The following is a 19,113-nucleotide window of genomic DNA, read 5'->3' as shown; positions in this document are numbered from 1 at the left end:
GCCAGCGCCAGCTCCCCTGACAACGAACTCTTCCGTTATTCACAGGTCCAATCGTGTGCAGCCTGCACCATACCAGTCTTGTAAAATCGACAAAGACCCGTTCCCCTCAAGGAGCCCGCATGCTCGACCTGTTGCCGATCCTGACCAGCCTCGCGTGGCCGTTCGCGATCGCCATCGCCTGGATCGCGGGGGAATTCGGGCAGCGCTGGACCGGCTTGCCGCGCATTAGTTTTTACGGCCTGGTGGGCTTCGCGCTGGGCAGCCCGCAGCTCGGCATCCTGCCGCTTCCCGACATTGGCCCCGTATCGATGCTGGCCGACGTCGCCTTCGGCCTGATCCTGTTCGAGCTCGGCTACCGCATCAACCTGCACTGGCTGCGCACCAATCCCTGGATCGGCGTCAGCGGGCTGGCCGAATCGCTGGCCACCTTCATTGCCGTCTACTTCATCGCAGGCGCCTTCGGTTCGGCGCAGATGACGGCGCTGATGCTGGCCTCGCTGTCGATGGCGACCTCGCCCGCCACCGTGGTGCGGGTCATCAACGAACAGCGCAGTTCGGGCCAGGTGACGGAACGCGTGCTGCACCTGACGGCCCAGAACTGCGTGCTGGCCGTGTTCGCGTTCAATGTCATCGTGGCGTTCTGGATTTTCCGCACCTTCGAGGACCTGGGCGACGCCATCTGGAACAGCCTGGTGTTACTGGCAATGTCGATCCTGACCGGCGCCGTGTTCGGCCTGGCCGTGCCGGCGCTGCTGCGTGGACTCAGGAATCCGCGCCAGGATGCGACCGCCGCCTTTGCGCTGGCGGTGATTTTGCTGGTCGCCCTGTCGTATGCGGGCGGCTTGTCGCCGGTGGTGTCGACGCTCGCCTTTGGCCTGGTCGCGCGCCACCGGCGCGTCGCCTTCAGCCAGGCCCAGCGCGGCTTTGGAGCGCTGGGCGAATTGCTGACGGTGTTGTTGTTCGTGTTCGCCGCTTCGACCCTCGACTGGCAGAAGGTCGCGGCCGGCAGCCTGCTTGCCGCCGTGCTCGTGTTGGCGCGCCTGGTTACCAAGACGGCAGGCGTCATGGCCTTTTCCCACCTGGCGGGCATCTCCTGGCGCAAGGGGGCGCTGGCCGGCGTGGCGCTGGCGCCATTGTCCGTGTTCGTGATCCTGCTGCTGGAACACGCGCGGCTGGCCGGCGTGCACGTCGTCGAGGAACTGCGTTCGGTGGCGGCGGTGACGATGTTATTGGAAGTGTTCGGGCCGATCATCATCCAGCGCGCCCTGGTGTGGGCACGCGAAATACCAGAGACCCGCCCGGAGGCGTCGCATGCCCCTTGAACCGTTTACCCAGTCCACGCCGCTGACCTTCGGGGTCGAACTCGAGTTGCAGCTGGTCAGCCTGTCCGACTTCGACCTCACTGCCGCCAGCCCGGATTTGCTGCACCTGCTGGCCCGCAAGCCCTTCCCCGGCAACGTGACGCCGGAGATCACCGAGAGCATGATCGAGATTAATTCGAGCGTGCAATCGACCTATCCGGCGCTGCTGGCCGAATTGCAGGAAATCCGCGACACCCTGGTCGCAGCCGGCGACCAGCTGAACATCGGCATCGCCGGCGGCGGCACCCACCCTTTCCAGCACTGGTCGGAACAGAAGATTTTTCCGAAAGCCCGCTTCGAACATTTGTCCTCGCTGTACGGCTACCTGGCCAAGCAATTTACCGTGTTCGGCCAGCACGTGCACATCGGCTGCGGCGACGGCGACAACGCCATGTACCTGCTGCACGCCTTGAGCCGCTACATCCCGCATTTCATCGCCTTGTCGAGCTCTTCTCCCTTCGTGCAGGGCCACGACAGTCATTTCGATTCGGCGCGCCTGAATTCCGTGTTCGCCTTCCCGATGAGCGGGCGCGCGCCCTTCATGCTCAGCTGGGCGGAGTTCGAGTCGGCCTATTTCGCCAAGATGGAGCGCACCGGCATCGTCAAGAGCATGAAGGATTTTTACTGGGACCTGCGCCCGAAACCCGAGTACGGCACGATCGAGCTGCGCGTGTGCGACACGCCGCTGACGGTGGAACGCGCGGCGGCGCTGGCGGCCTATCTGCAGGCGCTGTGCAGCTATCTTCTGGAACGCTTCGACGAGCCGCCGGTCGAGGACGATTACCTCGTCTATAACTACAACCGCTTCCAGGCTTGCCGCTTCGGGCTGGAGGGAGCGATCACGCATCCGAAGACCTACGAAACGGTGTCGCTGCGCGAGGATATCCTGGCGACGCTGAATAAAATGGAGCCGTATGCCGCGGCGCTGGGGAGCCTGGATGGTTTAAAGCACCTGGCGCTGGCGGCGACGCATGGCAGTGACGCGACGCTGCTGCGGCAGCAGTACGAGCAGCAGGGCAGCGTCGAGGGGATGGTGCATGCGGCGATCAACTGGTTTCGCGGCGAGCGGCGGTTCCGGCGCAGGTAGCGTTTCGATTGCACCACCGTTCCAAGATTGATCACGCGGCAGCGGTGTAACGTAGGGTGGGCTCTCGAGCCCACGCGGATCGCAACTGAATATTGGCGACATTTCTTACAAGCGCGTCTCCCTGGCCGCCCGTAAAAACTCATCCAGCACCGGCGTGCAATCGAGCAGGTCCGTACCACCGGCCCGGTGGAATTCCGGGTGCCATTGCAGGCCCATCACGAAGTCCGCCTTGTCGTAGCGGATCGCCTCGACGATCCCGTCCGGATACGACACCGCCTCGATGCGGATATCGCGCCCGGGTTCCTTGACCGCCTGGTGGTGGATCGAATTGACGATCGGGCGCCCGGCGTTGGGGAACATGCGTCCGAGCGAGGAGCCCGGCGGGAATTCGATCGCGTGGCGGTGGGCGTCATAGTCGGTGTGCACGTGGGCCAGCGCGGAGGGAACATTCGTCGCCACGTCCTGGTACAGGGTACCGCCGAACGCCACGTTGATCAGCTGGCAGCCGCGGCAGACGCCCAGCACCGGCTTGCCGGCCTCGACGAATTCGTGCAGCAGTTCGAGTTCGTACAGGTCGCGCGCGCGGTCACCGCTCCACTCGGGGCGGGTGGGCGACTCGGAATAGGTCTGCGGCGAGACGTCGGCCCCGCCCTGCAATACCAGGCCGTCCAGGTGGCGCGCGTAGTGGCGCAGGGTGATGTTGCTGGGATGGAGCAGGCCGTTGGTGTTCACGGTCGGGATCATGAACACAAGCACGTCGCGCGACATCACCCATTGGGCGATCGACTCCTCCAGGTACTGGAGATTTTTGCTGCGCAGGCCGGTCGAACCCGGTTCGGGATGAAAGATGCGCGCCGAGACGCCGATGCGCAGGGTGCGGCGCATGAAGTCGCGGCTGAAGCGGTCGCGCAGTGCACGCCAGCGTGAACGCAGCACCCGCCCGGCCAGCGCGAAGGGCGTGTCGCCTGGACGCTGGTAACGCGGCACGCCGCCACTGCTTGCGCGGCGGTCCGGAATGCGCTGCGGGGTCTCGGCACGGTTTTCCAGCGGCGGGCCGGAAGGCTCGGCGTCGGGCTTGGGTTGTTCGTCTGCCATGGGACGAATATAGCCCCGCCACTGCCGCGCACGATTCGAAGTTGTAACAAAATCACATGGCTGAGCTGACCGAGGCAGGCATGTCCTGCAGACTCGTCAAGCGTTGCAGCATGCACACCAGGCTGCGGTCCCCCACCGGCTTGTCGAGCAGCCCGCGTACCCCGGCGCCATGCGCCAGCGTACTGTCATAATTGAATGTCCGTCCCACCAGCAGCACCACGGCCGTGCGCCCTGCCCCGTCCTGCGCCTTGATGTTGCGGCTCAGTCCGTAGGGGTCGATGCCGGGCGTGGCCGTGTTGATCATCGCCAGCGACACCGGTGTCTCGTCGCACAGGCGCACTGCCATCGGCGCGCTGTCGGTCCAGGCGATCGCCAGTCGGCCATCACCCACCAGCCCGGCCAGATGGTCACGGAAGGCGCCGCCCTTGTCGACGATCAGCACCTTGCCGTCGCGCGGCGGCTGGCGTCCATCGGCGCAGCCGGCGTCGGCCCCGAGCCTGGGACGGCGCCGGCGCTCGGCCAGCAGCGGCTCGCCGCGCGCGCTCAGCAGCGCCAGCGCACGCCGCCGTTCGGCCAGCAGTCTGACGAGGGAGGCATGCAACTGCTCGGGGTCGATCGGGAGCGCCAGGTGGGCGTAATCGGCGTGGGGCGAACCGCCGATCACCAGCGCGGGCGGCGCACAGCGCATGCCGTCGAGCCAGGCCAGGGCCGCCGGATTGCCGCCGTCGGCCAGCACGATGTCGGGTTCCTGCAGGCTGTCCTCATGCAGGCAGGAATACAGCGGTCCCGAGCGCGGCGCACCTGCCAGCAAGGTAGCCAGGTGCACGACAGCGCCTGGTGAAAATCCGAGCAGTCGTACTGCCGTCGGCATTTTTTGTGCATGCATGATGATCATCCGGTGCGTGCGACGTGGACAGCCCACGGACCTGTTGTACGGAAAACTGCGGTAAGATGGCGAGTCTTGCGATTATTACTGTATGCATGTACAGTATTGTTCTCAATGAACGCCTTCCGCTCAACGGTTTCTCGGGGCCGCTTGGCGTAGCAACCTTGCGTACCAATCTAGTCACGTTTCCACGCGTTGACAAGAACAATCCGTTACGCCCTTCCTGCTTTTTCCTCCCGACAAGATATAGAATGCGCAGGCTTTCGAAAAAACACTGATCAGCATGGCAACCAAGAAACCCGCACCCGACTACAGCGAATCATCCATCCGCGTCCTCAAGGGACTCGAACCCGTGAAGCAGCGTCCGGGCATGTACACCCGGACCGAGAACCCGCTGCACATCATCCAGGAAGTCATCGACAACGCCTCCGACGAGGCGCTGGGCGGCTACTGCAGCAACATCGGCGTCACCCTGAACGTCGACGGTTCCGTCACCGTCGAGGACGACGGCCGCGGCATCCCGGTCGGCATCCACCCGGAAGAAGGCGTGTCCACGGTCGAAATCGTGTTCACGCGCCTGCACGCCGGCGGCAAGTTCGACAAGGGTTCGGGCGGCGCCTATGCCTTCTCGGGCGGCCTGCACGGCGTCGGCGTCTCGGTCACCAATGCGCTGTCGAAGCGCCTCGAGATCACCGTCTGGCGCAAGACCGAGGACGGCAACGGCGTCCACAACCTGGTCTTCGCCGACGGCGACGTGATCGAGCCGCTCTCCTCCGCACCCTTCGAGCGCGGCGGCAAGAAGAACGGCACCCGCGTCACCGCCTGGCCGGACGCCAAATATTTCGATTCGCCGAACATCCCGATGGGCGACCTGGTGCGCCTGCTGAGGTCAAAAGCCGTGCTGCTGCCGGGCGTGACCGTCACGCTGACGAACGCGAAAACCGGCGACGTCCAGACCTGGCGCTACGACGAAGGCCTGCGCGGCTACCTGGTCGAGGCAATGAACCAGAGCACCAGCGGCCAGACCGTGATCCCGCTGTTCGAGGGTGCCGGCTATGCGGCGGCGGGCGACGAGAGTTTTGCCGAAGGCGAAGGGGCGGCCTGGGTCGTGGCCTGGAACGAGGAAGGCGCCGTCGTGCGCGAGTCCTACGTCAACCTGATCCCGACGCCAAGCGGCGGCTCGCACGAGTCCGGCCTGCGCGACGGCCTGTACGGCGCCGTGAAAGGTTTTGTTGAACTGCACGGCCTGCTGCCGAAAGGCGTCAAACTGCTGCCGGAAGACGTGTTCGCACGCGTCTCCTTCGTGCTGTCGGCGAAGGTGCTGGACCCGCAATTCCAGGGCCAGACCAAGGAACGCCTGAACTCGCGCGACGCCGTCAAACTCGTCTCGACGTTTACGAAACCGCCGCTCGAGCTGTGGCTGAACCAGCACGTCGAATACGGCAAGAAGCTGGCCGACCTCGTCATCAAGCAGGCGCAGTCGCGCATGCGCTCGCTGCAGAAGGTCGAAAAGAAGAAGTCCTCGGGCGTGGCTGTCTTGCCGGGCAAGCTGACCGATTGCGAATCGACCGACCTGACGCGCAATGAACTGTTCCTGGTCGAGGGCGATTCGGCCGGCGGTTCCGCGAAGATGGGCCGCGACAAGGAATACCAGGCGATCCTGCCGCTGCGCGGCAAGGTTTTGAATACCTGGGAAACCGACCGCGACCGCCTGTTCGCGAACAACGAGATCCACGACATCTCGGTCGCCATCGGGGTCGACCCGCACTCGCAGGGCGATTCGCCTGACCTGAGCGGTCTGCGCTACGGCAAGATCTGCATCCTGTCCGATGCGGACGTGGACGGCTCCCACATCCAGGTCCTGCTGCTGACGCTGTTCTTCAAGCACTTCCCTGCCCTGTTCCGCCATGGCCACATCTGCGTGGCGCGTCCGCCGCTGTACCGCGTCGACGTGCCGCCGCGCGGCAAGAAGCCGCTGCAGAAGCTGTACGCGCTGGACGACGGCGAACTGCTGGCGATCGAGGACAAGCTGAAAAAGGACGGTCTCAAGGAAGGCAGCTGGAACATCTCCCGTTTTAAAGGCCTGGGCGAGATGAACGCCGAGCAGCTCTGGGAAACGACCATGAACCCGGACACGCGGCGCCTGCTGCCGGTGGCCCTGGGCGGTTTCGACCACGGCGAATCGAGCGCGCGTTTCAACATGTTGATGGGCAAAGGCGAAGCCGCCGCCCGCCGCGCCTGGATCGAGGAACACGGCAACGAAACCGAAGCGGATATTTGATGGGTGTGCGGTGTTGAACCGCACGTCAACGCGTGGGCATGCCCACCCTGCACCGTCAAAAAACGAAACAAACTGAATATGACTACCCAAGCAAACCTCTTCGAACAAGCCGCCGAGCCGGCCGACGACATCGAAACGCTGACCCTGTCGACCTTCGCCGAACGCGCCTACCTCGACTACGCGGTCTCGGTCGTGAAAGGCCGCGCCCTGCCCGACGTGGCCGACGGCCAGAAGCCGGTCCAGCGCCGCATCCTGTACGCGATGAATGAACTCGGCCTCGGTCCGACCGCAAAGCCGCGCAAGTCCGCGGCCGTGGTCGGCGACGTGCTCGGTAAACTGCACCCGCACGGCGACCAGTCGGTCTACGATGCCCTGGTCCGCATGGCCCAGGACTTCTCGCTGCGCTACCCGCTGATCGACGGCCAGGGCAACTTCGGCTCGCGCGACGGCGACGGCGCGGCAGCGATGCGCTATACCGAAGCCCGCCTGACCCCGATCTCGCGCCTGCTGCTCGATGAAATCGACATGGGCACGGTCGACTTCCAGCCGAACTACGACGGTTCCACCAACGAGCCGCGCACCCTGCCGGCGCGCCTGCCGATGGTCTTGCTCAACGGCGCCTCCGGCATCGCGGTCGGCATGGCCACCGAGATCCCGTCGCACAACCTGCGCGAAGTGGCCGACGCCACCGTCGCCATGATCCGCAACCCGAAGATCTCGAATGCGGAACTGATGACGATGATGCCCGGCCCGGACTTCCCGGGCGGCGGCCAGATCATCACCCCGGCCTCGCAGATCGCCGACATGTACGCCAGCGGCCGCGGCTCGCTGAAGGTGCGCGCGCGCTGGAAGATCGAAGAACTGGCGCGCGGCCAGTGGCAAGCCGTGGTGACGGAACTCCCGCCGGGCACCTCGGCCGCCCGGGTCCAGCAGGAGATCGAAGAGATCACCAACCCGAAGGTCAAGCTGGGCAAGAAGACGCTCACGCCGGAACAGATCGCCCTGAAGCAGACGGTCCTGAATTCGCTCGACACGATGCGCGACGAGTCCGGCCGCGAAGCCGCCGTGCGCCTCGTGTTCGAGCCGAAGTCGAAGAACCAGGACCAGAACGAATTCATGCTGCTGCTGCTGGCGCATACCTCGCTCGAGACCTCCAGCCCGATCAACCTGGTGATGATCGGCGGCGACGGCCGTCCGCGCCAGAAGGGCCTGAACGAGATCATCCAGGAATGGATCGATTATCGATTCACGACAGTCCGGCGCCGTACCGAGCACCGGCTGGGCAAGGTCAACGACCGCATCCACATCCTGGAAGGCCGCGAGATCGTCCTGCTCAACATCGACAAGGTGATCGCCATCATCCGCAACTCGGACGAGCCGAAGGCGGCCCTGATGGACGAGTTCCGTCTGTCTGACCGCCAGGCCGAGGACATCCTCGAGATCCGCCTGCGCCAACTGGCACGCCTGGAGGCGATCAAGATCGAGCAGGAGCTGGCGCAGCTGCGCGGCGAGAAGGAGAAGCTGGAAGACATCCTGGCCAATCCGTCGACCATGAAGCGCACCATCATTCGCGAGATCGAAGCCGACGCCAAGACCTTCGGCGACGCACGGCGTACCCTGATCGAGGAAGCGCAGAAGGCGGTCGCCGAGCAGAAGATCATCGACGAACCCGTCACCGTGATCATCTCCGAGAAGGGCTGGGTGCGCGCACGCACCGGCATCGGCCACGACCCGGCGCAGTTCACGTTCAAAGCGGGCGACTCGCTGTACGGCGCTTTCGAGTGCCGCACGGTCGATTCGCTGGTCGGCATCGGCGACAACGGCAAGACCTATTCGGTGCCGGTGGCCGCCCTGCCGGGCGCGCGCGGCGACGGCGTGCCGATCACGACCCTGGTCGACCTGTCGGGCGGCGTGCGCATCCTGCATTATTTCGCGGGAACGGCCGACACGCGACTGCTGCTGGCGACGTCCAACGGCTTCGGCTTCATGTCGAAGGCGGGCGACATGGTCAGCCGCCTGAAGGGTGGCAAATCCTTCATCACGCTCGATGACGGCGCCGTACCGCTGCCGCCGCGCGTGGTGCCCGATTCCGCCGGCGCGATCGCCTGCCTGTCCGGCAATGGCCGCGTGCTGGTGTTCGGCATCGACGAAATGAAGGTGCTGACCAACGGCGGGCGCGGCGTGACGCTGATGGAACTCGATCCGAAGGAACAGCTGCTGGCGGCGCAACCGATCAGCCAGAAGGGCGTGAACGTGATCGGCACCTGGGCCGGTTCGAAGCCGCGTACCGTGGAGCTGTTCGCGTCGGGGCTGGAGCCGCATTTCGGCAAGCGCGCAAGGAAGGGCAAGCCCTTGTCGCAGAAGTTGAAGGCGACGGATCTGGCGATGCGTTCGACGGGCGAGTAATTCGTCCCTGTTTCCGCGGCTGTGCAACGGTCCGTAACGCGTGGGCTCTCGAGCCCACGCGTACGTGCCCGTGCGAACCCGAACGCACGCAAACAACCCTAAAAAAAATGCCGGCTCGCGCCGGCATTTTTTATTGCATCGAACCGATTACTTCTTGGCCGCTGCCTTGTGCACGTCGGCCATCGCCTCGGCACGCACCTGCTCGATCTTGGCCGATGCACGCGCCTTGTCGGCGGCGGCGTCGACCTGCTCCTTCAGGGCCTTTTCATCGGCCTTGATCATGGTCTTCTCGGCCTTCAGGTTCGCTTCCGACACTTTCTCTTCGCCCTTGGCGATCGCCTTGGCGCGGTCTTCAGGATCGGCCTTGGTGATCTTCTCGGAGGCGCTGGCGTGCGCCTTCACGGCCTTGGCGTGCGCCTTGGCTTTCTTTTCCTGCGCTTTGGCGACGGCTTTCGAGGCCTTCTCGTCGGCCTTGGCGGCAGCCTTCATTTCCTTCGCTTCGGCCTTGGCCACGTCTTCCTCGGCACGGGCTTCGGCCTTCACGACGTCCTTGGTGTTGGCCGTGGTGGTGACGGCTACTGGTGCGGTCGTGGTGGTGGTCGTGGTGGCGGTCTGCGCATAGGCGCTGGTAACGACGAGACCGGCGATCAGGGTGGCGAGCAGTTTGTTCATGATGGTGTCCTTTCGGTGCAATGGTGGGGTGCAGGCCATGCCCGCATCGTTTAACTTTTTATTAACTTCGAGACCAGAATATGCCTCCATGCACACGGGGTCTGTTCGCCACCACACACACTACTGCTGAGCAGCATCAATCCACTTTCAGCGCTGTTTCACCCCCGCATACAGGTCGATGATGTCCGTGATCCCGTCCTGGCACACCGGGCAGAAGGCTTCGCTGCGGTCGAACATGATGCACTGCATCGCCGGCCGATAATATCCCTTGGCCTCGTAGTTCGCGCCCTCGAAGGCACCGATCATCTGCCGGTAGGGCTGCTTCGCGAACAAGGCTTTGGTACGCGCCAGGTCCTCCCTGAACAGCGCATTCATCTCGCTCTCCGGCCGGTTCGCGGCGCGCAGCGCGGCGCGCCGCTTCTGGTAGGCGCGCGAGTATTCCTCGTACTCGGCTTTCGGCCACGGCGTCGGCAGCGGCGTGCCCGCCTTTACATGTTTCGCCCATTTCAAATTGGCCGGGTCGCGCAATGCCGTCGCATTCGGTTCCCACGGTTCCATGCGCGTGCTGCTGGCCGCATAGGCGACCGGCGAGGTGTAGTACTCGTCGGCCAGGCCGGCGAAGTGGTGGCCGAATTCGTGCACGAACAGGTAATCGGCCCACTCGTTGGAAGCTGCCGCGGTACTGAACTGCCCGAAGATGCCGCCGCCGCCATAGGTCTCGTTGTTCACCAGGATCTCGATGAATTCGTAGGGCGCGTATTGGGCGATCTCGCGCAGCGCGCGGTTGTCCAGGGTGAGCACATAGCGCTCGCTTCCAAAAATGTCGTAGCGCGTACCGAGCTTCGAGGCGTGGTGCACGCCCGTCGAGGGGCGCGACACGCCCGATTCGAGGGTCGGCACGGCCAGCGCCCAGACATTGAAATCGTCCGCGCGCTCCTTGAAAGGCGAGACTGTGAACAGGTGCGCGGCCAGGCGCCGCGCATCGGTCTCGAACTTCTTCATGTCCGCCTGCGTGTAGCCATCGCCCAGCACCAGCAGGTCCACCTTCTGCGGCGACGGGCCGCTCACGCGGATCGGGATCGGCGTCGCCGGTGCCGCCGGCTGTTTTCTCACCACGTCGGGCGCATCGGTATCGATCTCCACGCTCCAGGCAACCGAAAAGGCATTGCGCTCGTCGCGCTTCAGGATGCGCACGCGCACCGGGCGATCGGGCTTCGGAAAGCGCACCGATTCGCTGAAGCCGCGGCTGATTTTAGTGGCCTCGTCCGTCGTGCGCCACTCGCCGAAAATCGTGGAGAAGTCGCGCGAATACAGTAAATCTCCCGTCTTCGCATCGGCCACCTCGACCCGGTTCTGGCCGCGGTTCGTGTTGTCCAGGTTTCTCGTAGTGTCGCCTGGCCAGGGCAGCGGCTCGACCAGGACCTGCTCCAGGGCGTAGCTGTCGGACAGGGCGTTGCCGCTGTGGGTATAGTCGACGCGTACGGTGGCCGGTTGCGCCGCCTGGGCCAGTCCGGCCGCCACCAAGGAAGCGGCGGCAAGCAGGCGCGGAAAGAATCGAATCATGGGAGGTCCCTTGGAAAATCGGATCCCCGCATTGTAATCCTGGCACGCCCCCGATTACTCCCCGTTGTAGCGCGACAGCAGCACCTGGAACCGGACATCGGTGCGCAGGTGTGCGAATTCCGGGCTCGCTGCAACGCGCCCGGCACCACTAAAACCAGCGCCGAATGCGCGATGCAGGTGACGCAGCGCGCCGTCGTCATCGCCCTCGCGGGCGGATGCGAGCGCCTGGTGGTAGTACTGCTCGCCGGGTGCCGCGGCCGGCGCCGCCGGTGCGGTCTCGGCTACCGGCCGGACTGGCGCGGCCGGCGCCGCGGGTGCAGGCACGCTTGCCTGCGCCGCAGGCGCAGAACCTTGCGCGACCGCTTCCGGCGGCGTATCGGCCACGCGGCGATAGTAGATCTTGCCCACGAAAGGCAGCTCCACATACATCCGGTCCGGCTCCACGAAATGAAAGCTCAATCCGATGGCGCCCGCCGTTTCGAGCGTCACCTCGTCATCGTCCTGCGTGATGGCGGAGATCGGCAGTGCCAGCGCGTTGTCAGCGCTGGCCAGCCGGTCGCGCGTAATGTGCAGTTCCGGTCCGACCGGCAGTTTCAGCGACATGACCGCAAACCGCTCGGCGCGCCAGTGGCCGAGAATGCGGCTGCCGTCTTCCCGTGCGCAGCCCTGCACCGCCAGGGCCAGTGCCATTGCCAGTGCGGCGCCCGCCGCTCGTTGCCAGCGCGCCATGTCAGGCGCTCGGACGGTATTTCTTGACCAGTTCGGTGAAGCGGGGGTCGGCGCGCAACGCATCGAGATCCGGGTCGCTGTCCATTTCCTTGAAATGCTCGAAGCCCGCCATGAAAGCCGCCTCGAACTGCTTCAGCGCGTCGTCGGTGCGTTGCTGCTTCAGGCGCAGTACCGCCAGGTTGTAATAGACCAGCGGCTGCTGCGGCGCGCGTGCGCGTGCCGCTTCGAACTCTTTCTCGGCATCGTCGAGTTTGCCCTGGGCCATCTTGGCAATGGCGACCTTCAGCATCTCGTTGGCGGCGGCCTTGCTGCCCGCGGACTCCGCCTCCGCGGCCTTGCCGTCGACCAGGCGCGCTTCGCCCTCGCGGCGCAGCGCGGCGGTCTCGCTGTCGGACGGCGCGATTCCGCCCTGCGCCTGCTGCTGGGGTGCCGGTACCGCAGCGTCGGCCGCGGCCTGTGCGACAACCGGTTCGGCCGGCCCGCGCTTCAGGTAGGCATAGGCGCCACCTGCCCCCAGCAGAACGATCGCCGCGGCGACGCCTGCGACCAGGGCGACCGGGCGCTTCGGCGCGGCCTCGGAAGACAGCTGGGGCTCGAGCAAGGTCGTGCAGCCCGGGCACTTCAAGTCTTCTCCGGGTGCCCGCTCGAACACTTCACCGGTATTTGCGCGCTCGCAGTCGCCCAGGGTCGGGCATTTATACTTTGCCATGATTGAAACTTTCTAAACAATATTGTTGATTTTTTTGCGGGGCCGGCATGAAACCGGCCCCGATTCCGGACCTCAGGCGGCAATGCCGATGATGGTGCGCACCGAACCGTTCATGCTGCGCAAGAGCTGGTAGCCCGGGTCCTGGTCGTTTGCCCCGGCGGCGTCGAAGCGGTCGCGCGCCAGTTTCTGGTAGGCCGACAGCAGTTCGTTCTTCCGGTCCACGTGCCGGAATTCGGCGTCGATACGTGCGCCGACATCGCGTTCGATGGCGCGCTCGATGTCGGATGACAGGTCGCTCTTGAGCACATCGTCCCAGCTGCGGCCGGCCAGCACGCGCGCGCTCGGCAAACCGTCTTCCTCGTAGATGAATGCCCATTCCGGCAGGCCGGTCGTGTGGTTCTGGCGTTCCTTGACCATGCCGAGCAGGCGTGCCACCGTCAGCATCGGCGCGCGGCGCGCCTGCGCCTTGGCCTGCAGTTCGGCCGACGAGCGCGCATACAGGGTAGGCAGCTCGAGGCCATCGCCGGTGCCGTGCAGCAGATAGGATTCGTTGTGATCCTTCAGCAGGCCGTCGTAATGACGTTTCAGCTCGGCCAGCGATTCGACGAAGCGTACCGGCATCATCGAAGCGATCTTCATGATCACGATCTGGTTGGGCAGGTTGCCGACAGCGACTTTGGTGTCCGAGACCGGGTCCTTCTGCTCCTCGAATACCTGGGCCAGCGCCGCGCGGAACGGCGCCTGGTGGGCGCACTCCGGCACGAACACGCCGACGGTCTGGGTACGTCCACGCGAGCCGCCGGCGTTGTTCGCCACGGCACGGTCGACTTCGGTCTTGTTAAAGGTCAGCATGCTGCCGGCCTCGTCGTACAGCTCGCGCACGAAATCGCGCAGGCCGTCGGGATTGGCGTCGTACTTCTTCTGCAGGCGCTCGACGATGTTAACGCGCAGCACAGGCGGCAGGTTGGCTGCGATTTCCGCATGCGCCAGCTCGACAATCTGGGCCGCTTCCTGCGACAGGCAGCCGATGATGCTGCCCAGGCTCAGGCTTTGCTGGAGCTGGTCGAAGGAGCCGACATCGGTACCGCCAAGGTCGATGATCGCCTGGCGCACGCGCTGGGTACGCGCGGCCTGGGCCGGTTCGTCGACCGTGATCGCCTTCATGATGCCGGCGATCGCGTCCTGGTCGAACACGCGCTTCTGGTAAGCGGCGTCGTTCGGCTGCAGGCGGTTGGCGCGCTCGTTGCCGAAGCGCTTGGTCGCCTCGGCCAGGTTCTGGTGCAGTTCGTCGATGCGGCCGCGCAAGCTGTTGAGCTGCTCCTTGACGAACGGGATCAGGCTGGCGCCGAATTTCAGGCCTTCGAGCGTCGTGCGCAGGACATACATTTCCTGGTACTGGGTCGCGATATCCGAGAACAGCGCGCTGCGCTTGTCGGTGAGGTGCTTGCCGAAGAAGCCGACCTTGTTGAACTGTTCGTTCAACTCGCGGCTGCGCAACTGTACCGCCTGCTCGGCGGCCGGCATCTTGGCGATCCGGTCGGTGTAGCCGACCAGGCGTTCGTCGAGCACGCCGATGAGGGCGTCGGTCAGCTGGCGCAGCTGGATCAGGGAAGCGCTGCCGGCCTTCCAGCGGCCGAAGAACTCCTTCTCGATATGGCGGCCGATATGGCGCGCCATCTCGACCCGGGCATTGCCCTTCACCTCGTAGAACTTGCGCACCCCGCCCATGGTCCGGTAGGTGTCGTCGAACACCTTCGCCAGGCGGGTATTGAGCGCCGGCACCCAGGTCGTCTGTTCGAGCGTGGTGTCGGCCTTGATCTCGGGCGCGAGGCGGCTGACGATCTGTTTCCAGTATTCGGCGGCCGGTTTCCACGTCGTGTTGCGCGCATCGTCGACGAGGATGCCCGTTTCCAGCAGCAGGTGCGCATCGGTCAGCAACAGGGCCTGGGCCGTCTCGGGCTTGCGTGCCTCGAAGCCCCAGTCCTTTTCGACCGCCTCGTCGGCATAGCCTTCGCCCTGGCGGAAGTTATTGAACATCAGCTGGCGCGCCGCCTGTTCGGCGAACCCGTAGGCCAGGTATTCCTTGATTTCCTGCTCCGGCACCACGACGCGCTTGATGCCGAACGACAGGAACAGCTTGGCGCGCGCCTTGCCGATGTCGTCGTCGCTCTCGAAATTCTTGATGTCGTTTTCGCCCTTCTCGGCGCGGCCCAGCCCTTCCCACTCCTTGTTCAGGGTCTTCTGGTAGATGAACTCGGCAACGATTTTCGGCACTTCCGATTCGACTTCGAACTGGATATTGTGCTCGTTGATATTGTTGACGAGGTAGCAGCCGTTGAAATAGGTGTCGTGCGCGAGCGGCTCGCCGTCGAGCAGGTTGGTCGGGTGATATTTACCGACCGCCATCGCATTCAACTCGGCCAGCGCGGCGTAACCGTTGGCGTAATAGTTCGAGAAGCCGGCGACGTCCTTGACGCGCTTCGAATTCTTTTCCGGCAGCAGCGCATATACCAGGATGCGGTACTGGTCGTAATCCGGGCATTTATGGCGGATCTGCGCGACCGCGTCGACCACCGAACCGCTGCCGGTGCCGCCGGCAAGGCCGCATACCACGTGGATGGTCGCGCCGACCTTGCCCGGACTCGCTTCGAGTTCGGCGATGCGTCCTTCGAGCGCCTTGACGAAGTTCGGCGCGTTCTGCGCGAACACCACCCGCCCGAGCTTGCGGCGCTGCGCTGCACCCGCAATGCCCGGCTTGACGAAATCGAAGATGCTGCGCGGTTCGATCCAGCTCTTCAGGCCGGGGAACGAATCCGGATCGTCGAGCACCGGACGCACGTTGCTGGCCGTGTTGATCAGCACTTCGCTCCGGTTCAGGCCGACGTCCTTGCCCAGCACCTTCCACTCTTCCTTCTTGTCCAGCTCGTCGGTGGAGGTGTCGATGTAGAGGTAGGCAAACCGGGCCTGCGAGCGGCCCGCGTCCTGCGTGTCCTTGTTGCGTTCGATTGTCTTGCGAATCTGGCGGATGATTTTGCCGCCGGTGCCGCCCAGGCCGATGATGAGGTGATTGTTTGACATGGTTAACTTGGTTCTCTCGGGTTCGTCAGCGGTGCGCCGAAGGCATTATTCGTGGGCCAGTTTGATTTTCAGGAACAGGTTCTTGTCCGACTTCGCGCCGGGCTTCTTGACGACGTAGGAGGCAACCTGTCCACCCTGGCCAGGCTCGGGGTCGTCGCTGAAGACGACGGCCTTCGACGCATAGGCCGGCCGTGCCGCGCCGCAGGTCGCGCCGCTGTCCTCCTTGAAGGTGATGGCTTTCGAAGCGAATGCCGGGCCATCGAGCGTGGCCGGTGCGGATGCCATGCGCTCGGCGCCGCCGTTGCAGGTGGCGCCGGCCACCAGGCCCGCGTCGAGGTCGGGCTGTGTCCTGCCGACCAGTTCGTTGACGCCGCCGTTCATCGGCGTCGGCGAGAGGAAGACCAGCAGCTGCTCGGCACCCGGCTTCGCATCGAACTCGAACGCGCCGCGCGCCGGCAGGAAGACCGTTCCCATCGCATTGATATAGTTGTCCTGCCCGGCGACCGGGAAGATTTGCGCCAGGTTGCCGTCCGGGTCCTGGTTCAGCACATAGACGTACGAAGGCCGGTTCACCTTGACGCCCAGCTGGAAGCGGTCACCGCTCCTGAAGGTACGGTTGGCCAGGACGTCGCGCGTCGAGCCGTCTTCGCCTTTGAGGCGGATGAAGTAGCTGGCCCCGATCTGGCGCGGTGCCAGGCTCTTCTTTTGTTTTGGCTTGGCCTCGTTTTTTGCCAGCACGGGCGCACTGGCGGCAGGTACCGGCTTCTTGCCGGTCGAGGCGGCAACGACGCTGCCGTCTTCGCCGAAAAACAGCGACTTGGCGCTATAGCCCTCCTGCGCCGAGGCTGCGCCCGACAGGAGCAGAAGAGTCGCTACGGTGATTGCTTTTTTCATGTGCTGTCCTGATAGATGAGTAAAGAGCGGCGGTCAGAGCGAATTGCGGTCCGCCGATTGCGTGGCGAAATGGCGTGGTACCTGGGTCCGTTCGCCGCGGCTGACTTCCTGCGCCTTGTTGCGGGTAAATTCGCGGGCCTTCTCGAATGCAGGCTCGACATGCCCTTGTGCCTCGTCGAGATAGGCGAAGAAAGCCTGGGTGAAGAATGAGCCCTTGAGCTGGCGTGCGCCGAGCGTGAACGTGCTGTCCGGATTGCCGGGCGCCAGCGATTGCTCGCCTTCGCTGGTGGCCGTGATGATGGTGTAGGCGCGCTCGCTGCCGAGTTCGTCGGCCAGGGTGGTGCGCGCGGCCTTGCCCTTGCCCAGGTCGGCCGGCGGGCCTTCGAACGCCTGGCGAATGCCTTTTGCGGTAAAGGCGGGACCGGTCCACGACGCGAGCGAAATACCCGCCCGTTCCGGCGCGCCATGGTTGGTGCGTGCAATATATCCGCCGCTGGCATCGGGCAAGCCTCGCAGCATTTCGCCGCTGTAGCAGGTGTCGATCAGGATGCGCGTGTTCCTGGTCGGCTTCTTCGCCAGCTGCTGGACCAGCGTATCGGACACGGCGGTGCGCTGCAGGTTGAGGTAGTAGTCCGGCTCGTTGTTGATGCTGGCGTCACCCGAATCCCACGCGACGATCGACATCCTGCGGTTGTCGCCGCCTTGCGGCGTCGGCAGGGGCTGGGTGCCGTGCGTGGAAACGTAGATGAACAGGCTGTCCTGTGGCCGCAAGTCGCGTTCGACGCGGGCCAGCGCCGCCTCGATCGCCGCCTTCGTGGCCTGGCTCCCCAGCAGGGAAATCACGCTGTAGCCGGCCTTTTCGGCCGAACGCATCACGACGCGCGCATCGTCCTCGCCGGGCACCGGCTTGAAGTGCTTGCTGTCCTTGAAGGTATTGATGCCGACCACAAACGCAATGCGGCGGCCCGGACGCGTGTCGGCACGGCTTGCCGTCGTGTTCGCCGCGAGCGCCCGGCTCGCCTCGCTCTCCCAGCGCGTCAGCTTGACGTTCTCCGGGTAGAACGGCGAGGTCGACTTGATGCCGACGATGGACTGGACGATGACGAAAGCACGGTCGACCTCGTCCTCGTTGGCGTAACTGCCTGCAAGGCGGACGCGGCCCGTGCTGTCGCGCACGATGCCTGCGTCGACGAGTCCATTCTGGCGCAGCTTCAGCCGGACCGCGTCGAGCAGCGGCTGCGGAACGTTATAGGAATAATAGGTAGGTTCGTAGCCGTGCATCTGGCTCGCGGCGCAGCCGCCGAGCAGCAGCACCGTCAACAGCGCCAGCACGCGCAGGAAGGAATTGGTCATGGCAAGATTCGATACACGCACGCCGGACGCCAGCGGCCGCCGGCGGCGCGGCACGCTGATGTTGATTAGATGACGCTGACCGTGCGCGACTGTGTCGCCGCTGGCTTGCCGCCGGCGGCGGCGCTGATTTCTACGCGGTAGGTCGTGCCCTTGGCGGCATTCGGCGGCGTCGGCACATGGATGGTTTCCTTCGACCGGCCCGCTTCCACCACGCGGGTGGTGCTGCTGGCCAGCGGGAAGGTCATCTCGGTTTCCTTGCCGTCGGTGGTGACGAACAGTTTGCGCTGGAAGACCACTTCGGTCTCGGCGTCGGTCGGCGTCATCACGTCGTACACGGTATCGATGGCGAAACGCTCGCCCGGCTGGACCGACGCCGGAGCGGCCATGTCCTGCAGATACAGCTTGATGCCGTCACGCGCCTGGTAGCCGTGCTCCTTCTTGACCTGCTGATAGCTTTTGCTCGGGTCGCGCACCAGCGCCGATTCGGTCATCCACTGTGGATTTTTTTTCTTGCAGTTGTCGATGCCGGTGTAATAGGCGGTGGCAAAACCGGCGACACCGCCGGCGGCGGCGCCAATGGCGGCCGCCTTCAATGCCTTGTCCTTTTTACCGGCGAACATGGCACCACCCAGACCCGTCACCAGGCCCAGTGCCGCACCCTGGGCGGTCAGGCGAATCTGCTCGTCCTTCGCGCAGGCATCCAGTGCGGCATAGGCAGACTCCTGGGCCATTGCGCCGGACGATCCGACGCACGTCATCACCGCGAGCAGTACGCTACGCGACCAATTCTTATTTACTCGCATGTTTTTCCCCTGTTTTGGTTTTTTGGCCCGGGCCGAACAACCTCATGGGAACGTGACAAGACATCCGTCAGTACGCCGCCCTGTGCACCTACCCGTGGCACGACTGGGCAGTATGTCAGATATTTCCTTACGAAAACTATCCAATTGTCACAATTAGATGCTTACAGAAAATATTAGCTGTACAAAATGAACTTTC

General features: G+C 64.5%; 14 protein-coding genes. 4 read left to right on the top strand and 10 right to left on the bottom strand.

The genetic code is table 11. The annotated features are described in order from the left end of the window. Positions 1–119 precede the first annotated feature (119 nt). A complete protein-coding gene (locus ACI48I_RS01505) occupies positions 120–1,322 on the top strand; it encodes a cation:proton antiporter (RefSeq protein ID WP_498573131.1) in 1,203 nt (400 codons plus the stop codon). Beyond that, a complete protein-coding gene (locus ACI48I_RS01500; protein WP_498573130.1) occupies positions 1,312–2,448 on the top strand; it encodes a YbdK family carboxylate-amine ligase in 1,137 nt (378 codons plus the stop codon). Before ACI48I_RS01505 ends, ACI48I_RS01500 begins: the two co-directional genes overlap by 11 nt. Positions 2,449–2,553: 105 nt before the next feature. Here ACI48I_RS01500 and ACI48I_RS01495 read toward each other — a convergent pair whose 3' ends face one another. Continuing rightward, positions 2,554–3,543 (bottom strand): gamma-glutamyl-gamma-aminobutyrate hydrolase family protein, encoded by a 990-nt coding sequence (locus ACI48I_RS01495; protein ID WP_193688317.1) that lies wholly within the window; start codon positions 3,541–3,543, stop codon positions 2,554–2,556. 52 nt (positions 3,544–3,595) lie between these two features. Beyond that, complete coding sequence (locus ACI48I_RS01490; RefSeq protein ID WP_498573129.1) at positions 3,596–4,429, bottom strand: PleD family two-component system response regulator; 834 nt, start codon at positions 4,427–4,429, stop codon at positions 3,596–3,598. A gap of 283 nt (positions 4,430–4,712) precedes the next feature. Between ACI48I_RS01490 and ACI48I_RS01485 the strand changes: the two genes are divergently transcribed. Together ACI48I_RS01485 and parC are read left to right on the top strand one after the other, a co-directional pair. Then, entirely contained in the window at positions 4,713–6,710 is a 1,998-nt protein-coding gene (locus ACI48I_RS01485; RefSeq protein WP_193688316.1) for a DNA topoisomerase IV subunit B, read from the top strand. 78 nt (positions 6,711–6,788) lie between these two features. Beyond that, entirely contained in the window at positions 6,789–9,116 is a 2,328-nt protein-coding gene (gene parC / locus ACI48I_RS01480) for a DNA topoisomerase IV subunit A (protein WP_193688315.1), read from the top strand. A 147-nt stretch (positions 9,117–9,263) separates the two neighbouring features. Here the strand turns inward: parC and ACI48I_RS01475 are convergent, their stop codons facing one another. The 8 genes from ACI48I_RS01475 to ACI48I_RS01440 form a co-directional block, all read right to left on the bottom strand. Then, positions 9,264–9,788, bottom strand: coding sequence for a hypothetical protein (locus ACI48I_RS01475; RefSeq protein WP_498573128.1), 525 nt, complete (start codon positions 9,786–9,788; stop codon positions 9,264–9,266). A gap of 147 nt (positions 9,789–9,935) precedes the next feature. Then, a complete protein-coding gene (locus ACI48I_RS01470; protein ID WP_498573127.1) occupies positions 9,936–11,351 on the bottom strand; it encodes an IgA Peptidase M64 in 1,416 nt (471 codons plus the stop codon). Between the two features lie 54 nt (positions 11,352–11,405). After that, positions 11,406–12,080, bottom strand: a complete 675-nt coding sequence (locus ACI48I_RS01465; protein ID WP_498573126.1) for a TPR end-of-group domain-containing protein — start codon at positions 12,078–12,080, stop codon at positions 11,406–11,408. Between the two features lies 1 nt (position 12,081). Next, positions 12,082–12,789: a TPR end-of-group domain-containing protein gene (locus ACI48I_RS01460; RefSeq protein WP_193688311.1), complete on the bottom strand. Its 708-nt coding sequence runs from the start codon at positions 12,787–12,789 to the stop codon at positions 12,082–12,084. Positions 12,790–12,861: 72 nt separating this feature from the next. After that, entirely contained in the window at positions 12,862–15,867 is a 3,006-nt protein-coding gene (locus ACI48I_RS01455; protein ID WP_193688310.1) for a tubulin-like doman-containing protein, read from the bottom strand. A 45-nt stretch (positions 15,868–15,912) separates the two neighbouring features. After that, a complete protein-coding gene (locus ACI48I_RS01450) occupies positions 15,913–16,761 on the bottom strand; it encodes a DUF4384 domain-containing protein (protein WP_498573125.1) in 849 nt (282 codons plus the stop codon). Positions 16,762–16,794: 33 nt separating this feature from the next. Further along, on the bottom strand, positions 16,795–18,114 hold the full coding sequence (locus tag ACI48I_RS01445) for a caspase family protein (RefSeq protein WP_193688308.1): 1,320 nt from the start codon (positions 18,112–18,114) through the stop codon (positions 16,795–16,797). Positions 18,115–18,179: 65 nt separating this feature from the next. Further along, the gene (locus ACI48I_RS01440; protein ID WP_193688307.1) at positions 18,180–18,845 is read right to left on the bottom strand and encodes a hypothetical protein; all 666 of its coding nucleotides are present in this window, start codon (positions 18,843–18,845) and stop codon (positions 18,180–18,182) included. Positions 18,846–19,113 lie beyond the last annotated feature (268 nt).

It is taken from the genome of Massilia sp. LXY-5 (genome assembly GCF_059801075.1).
Note: the sequence above shows the minus strand (reverse complement) of the source record. Positions and strands in the feature narration are given on the sequence as shown.

Coding starts and splice junctions, on each gene's coding strand:
- ACI48I_RS01505 (WP_498573131.1), top strand. CDS start 120: ATGCTCGACCTGTTGCCGATCCTGACCAGCCTCGCGTGGCCGTTCGCG.
- ACI48I_RS01500 (WP_498573130.1), top strand. CDS start 1,312: ATGCCCCTTGAACCGTTTACCCAGTCCACGCCGCTGACCTTCGGGGTC.
- ACI48I_RS01495 (WP_193688317.1), bottom strand. CDS start 3,543: ATGGCAGACGAACAACCCAAGCCCGACGCCGAGCCTTCCGGCCCGCCG.
- ACI48I_RS01490 (WP_498573129.1), bottom strand. CDS start 4,429: ATGCATGCACAAAAAATGCCGACGGCAGTACGACTGCTCGGATTTTCA.
- ACI48I_RS01485 (WP_193688316.1), top strand. CDS start 4,713: ATGGCAACCAAGAAACCCGCACCCGACTACAGCGAATCATCCATCCGC.
- parC (WP_193688315.1), top strand. CDS start 6,789: ATGACTACCCAAGCAAACCTCTTCGAACAAGCCGCCGAGCCGGCCGAC.
- ACI48I_RS01475 (WP_498573128.1), bottom strand. CDS start 9,788: ATGAACAAACTGCTCGCCACCCTGATCGCCGGTCTCGTCGTTACCAGC.
- ACI48I_RS01470 (WP_498573127.1), bottom strand. CDS start 11,351: ATGATTCGATTCTTTCCGCGCCTGCTTGCCGCCGCTTCCTTGGTGGCG.
- ACI48I_RS01465 (WP_498573126.1), bottom strand. CDS start 12,080: ATGGCGCGCTGGCAACGAGCGGCGGGCGCCGCACTGGCAATGGCACTG.
- ACI48I_RS01460 (WP_193688311.1), bottom strand. CDS start 12,789: ATGGCAAAGTATAAATGCCCGACCCTGGGCGACTGCGAGCGCGCAAAT.
- ACI48I_RS01455 (WP_193688310.1), bottom strand. CDS start 15,867: ATGTCAAACAATCACCTCATCATCGGCCTGGGCGGCACCGGCGGCAAA.
- ACI48I_RS01450 (WP_498573125.1), bottom strand. CDS start 16,761: ATGAAAAAAGCAATCACCGTAGCGACTCTTCTGCTCCTGTCGGGCGCA.
- ACI48I_RS01445 (WP_193688308.1), bottom strand. CDS start 18,114: ATGACCAATTCCTTCCTGCGCGTGCTGGCGCTGTTGACGGTGCTGCTG.
- ACI48I_RS01440 (WP_193688307.1), bottom strand. CDS start 18,845: ATGGCCCAGGAGTCTGCCTATGCCGCACTGGATGCCTGCGCGAAGGAC.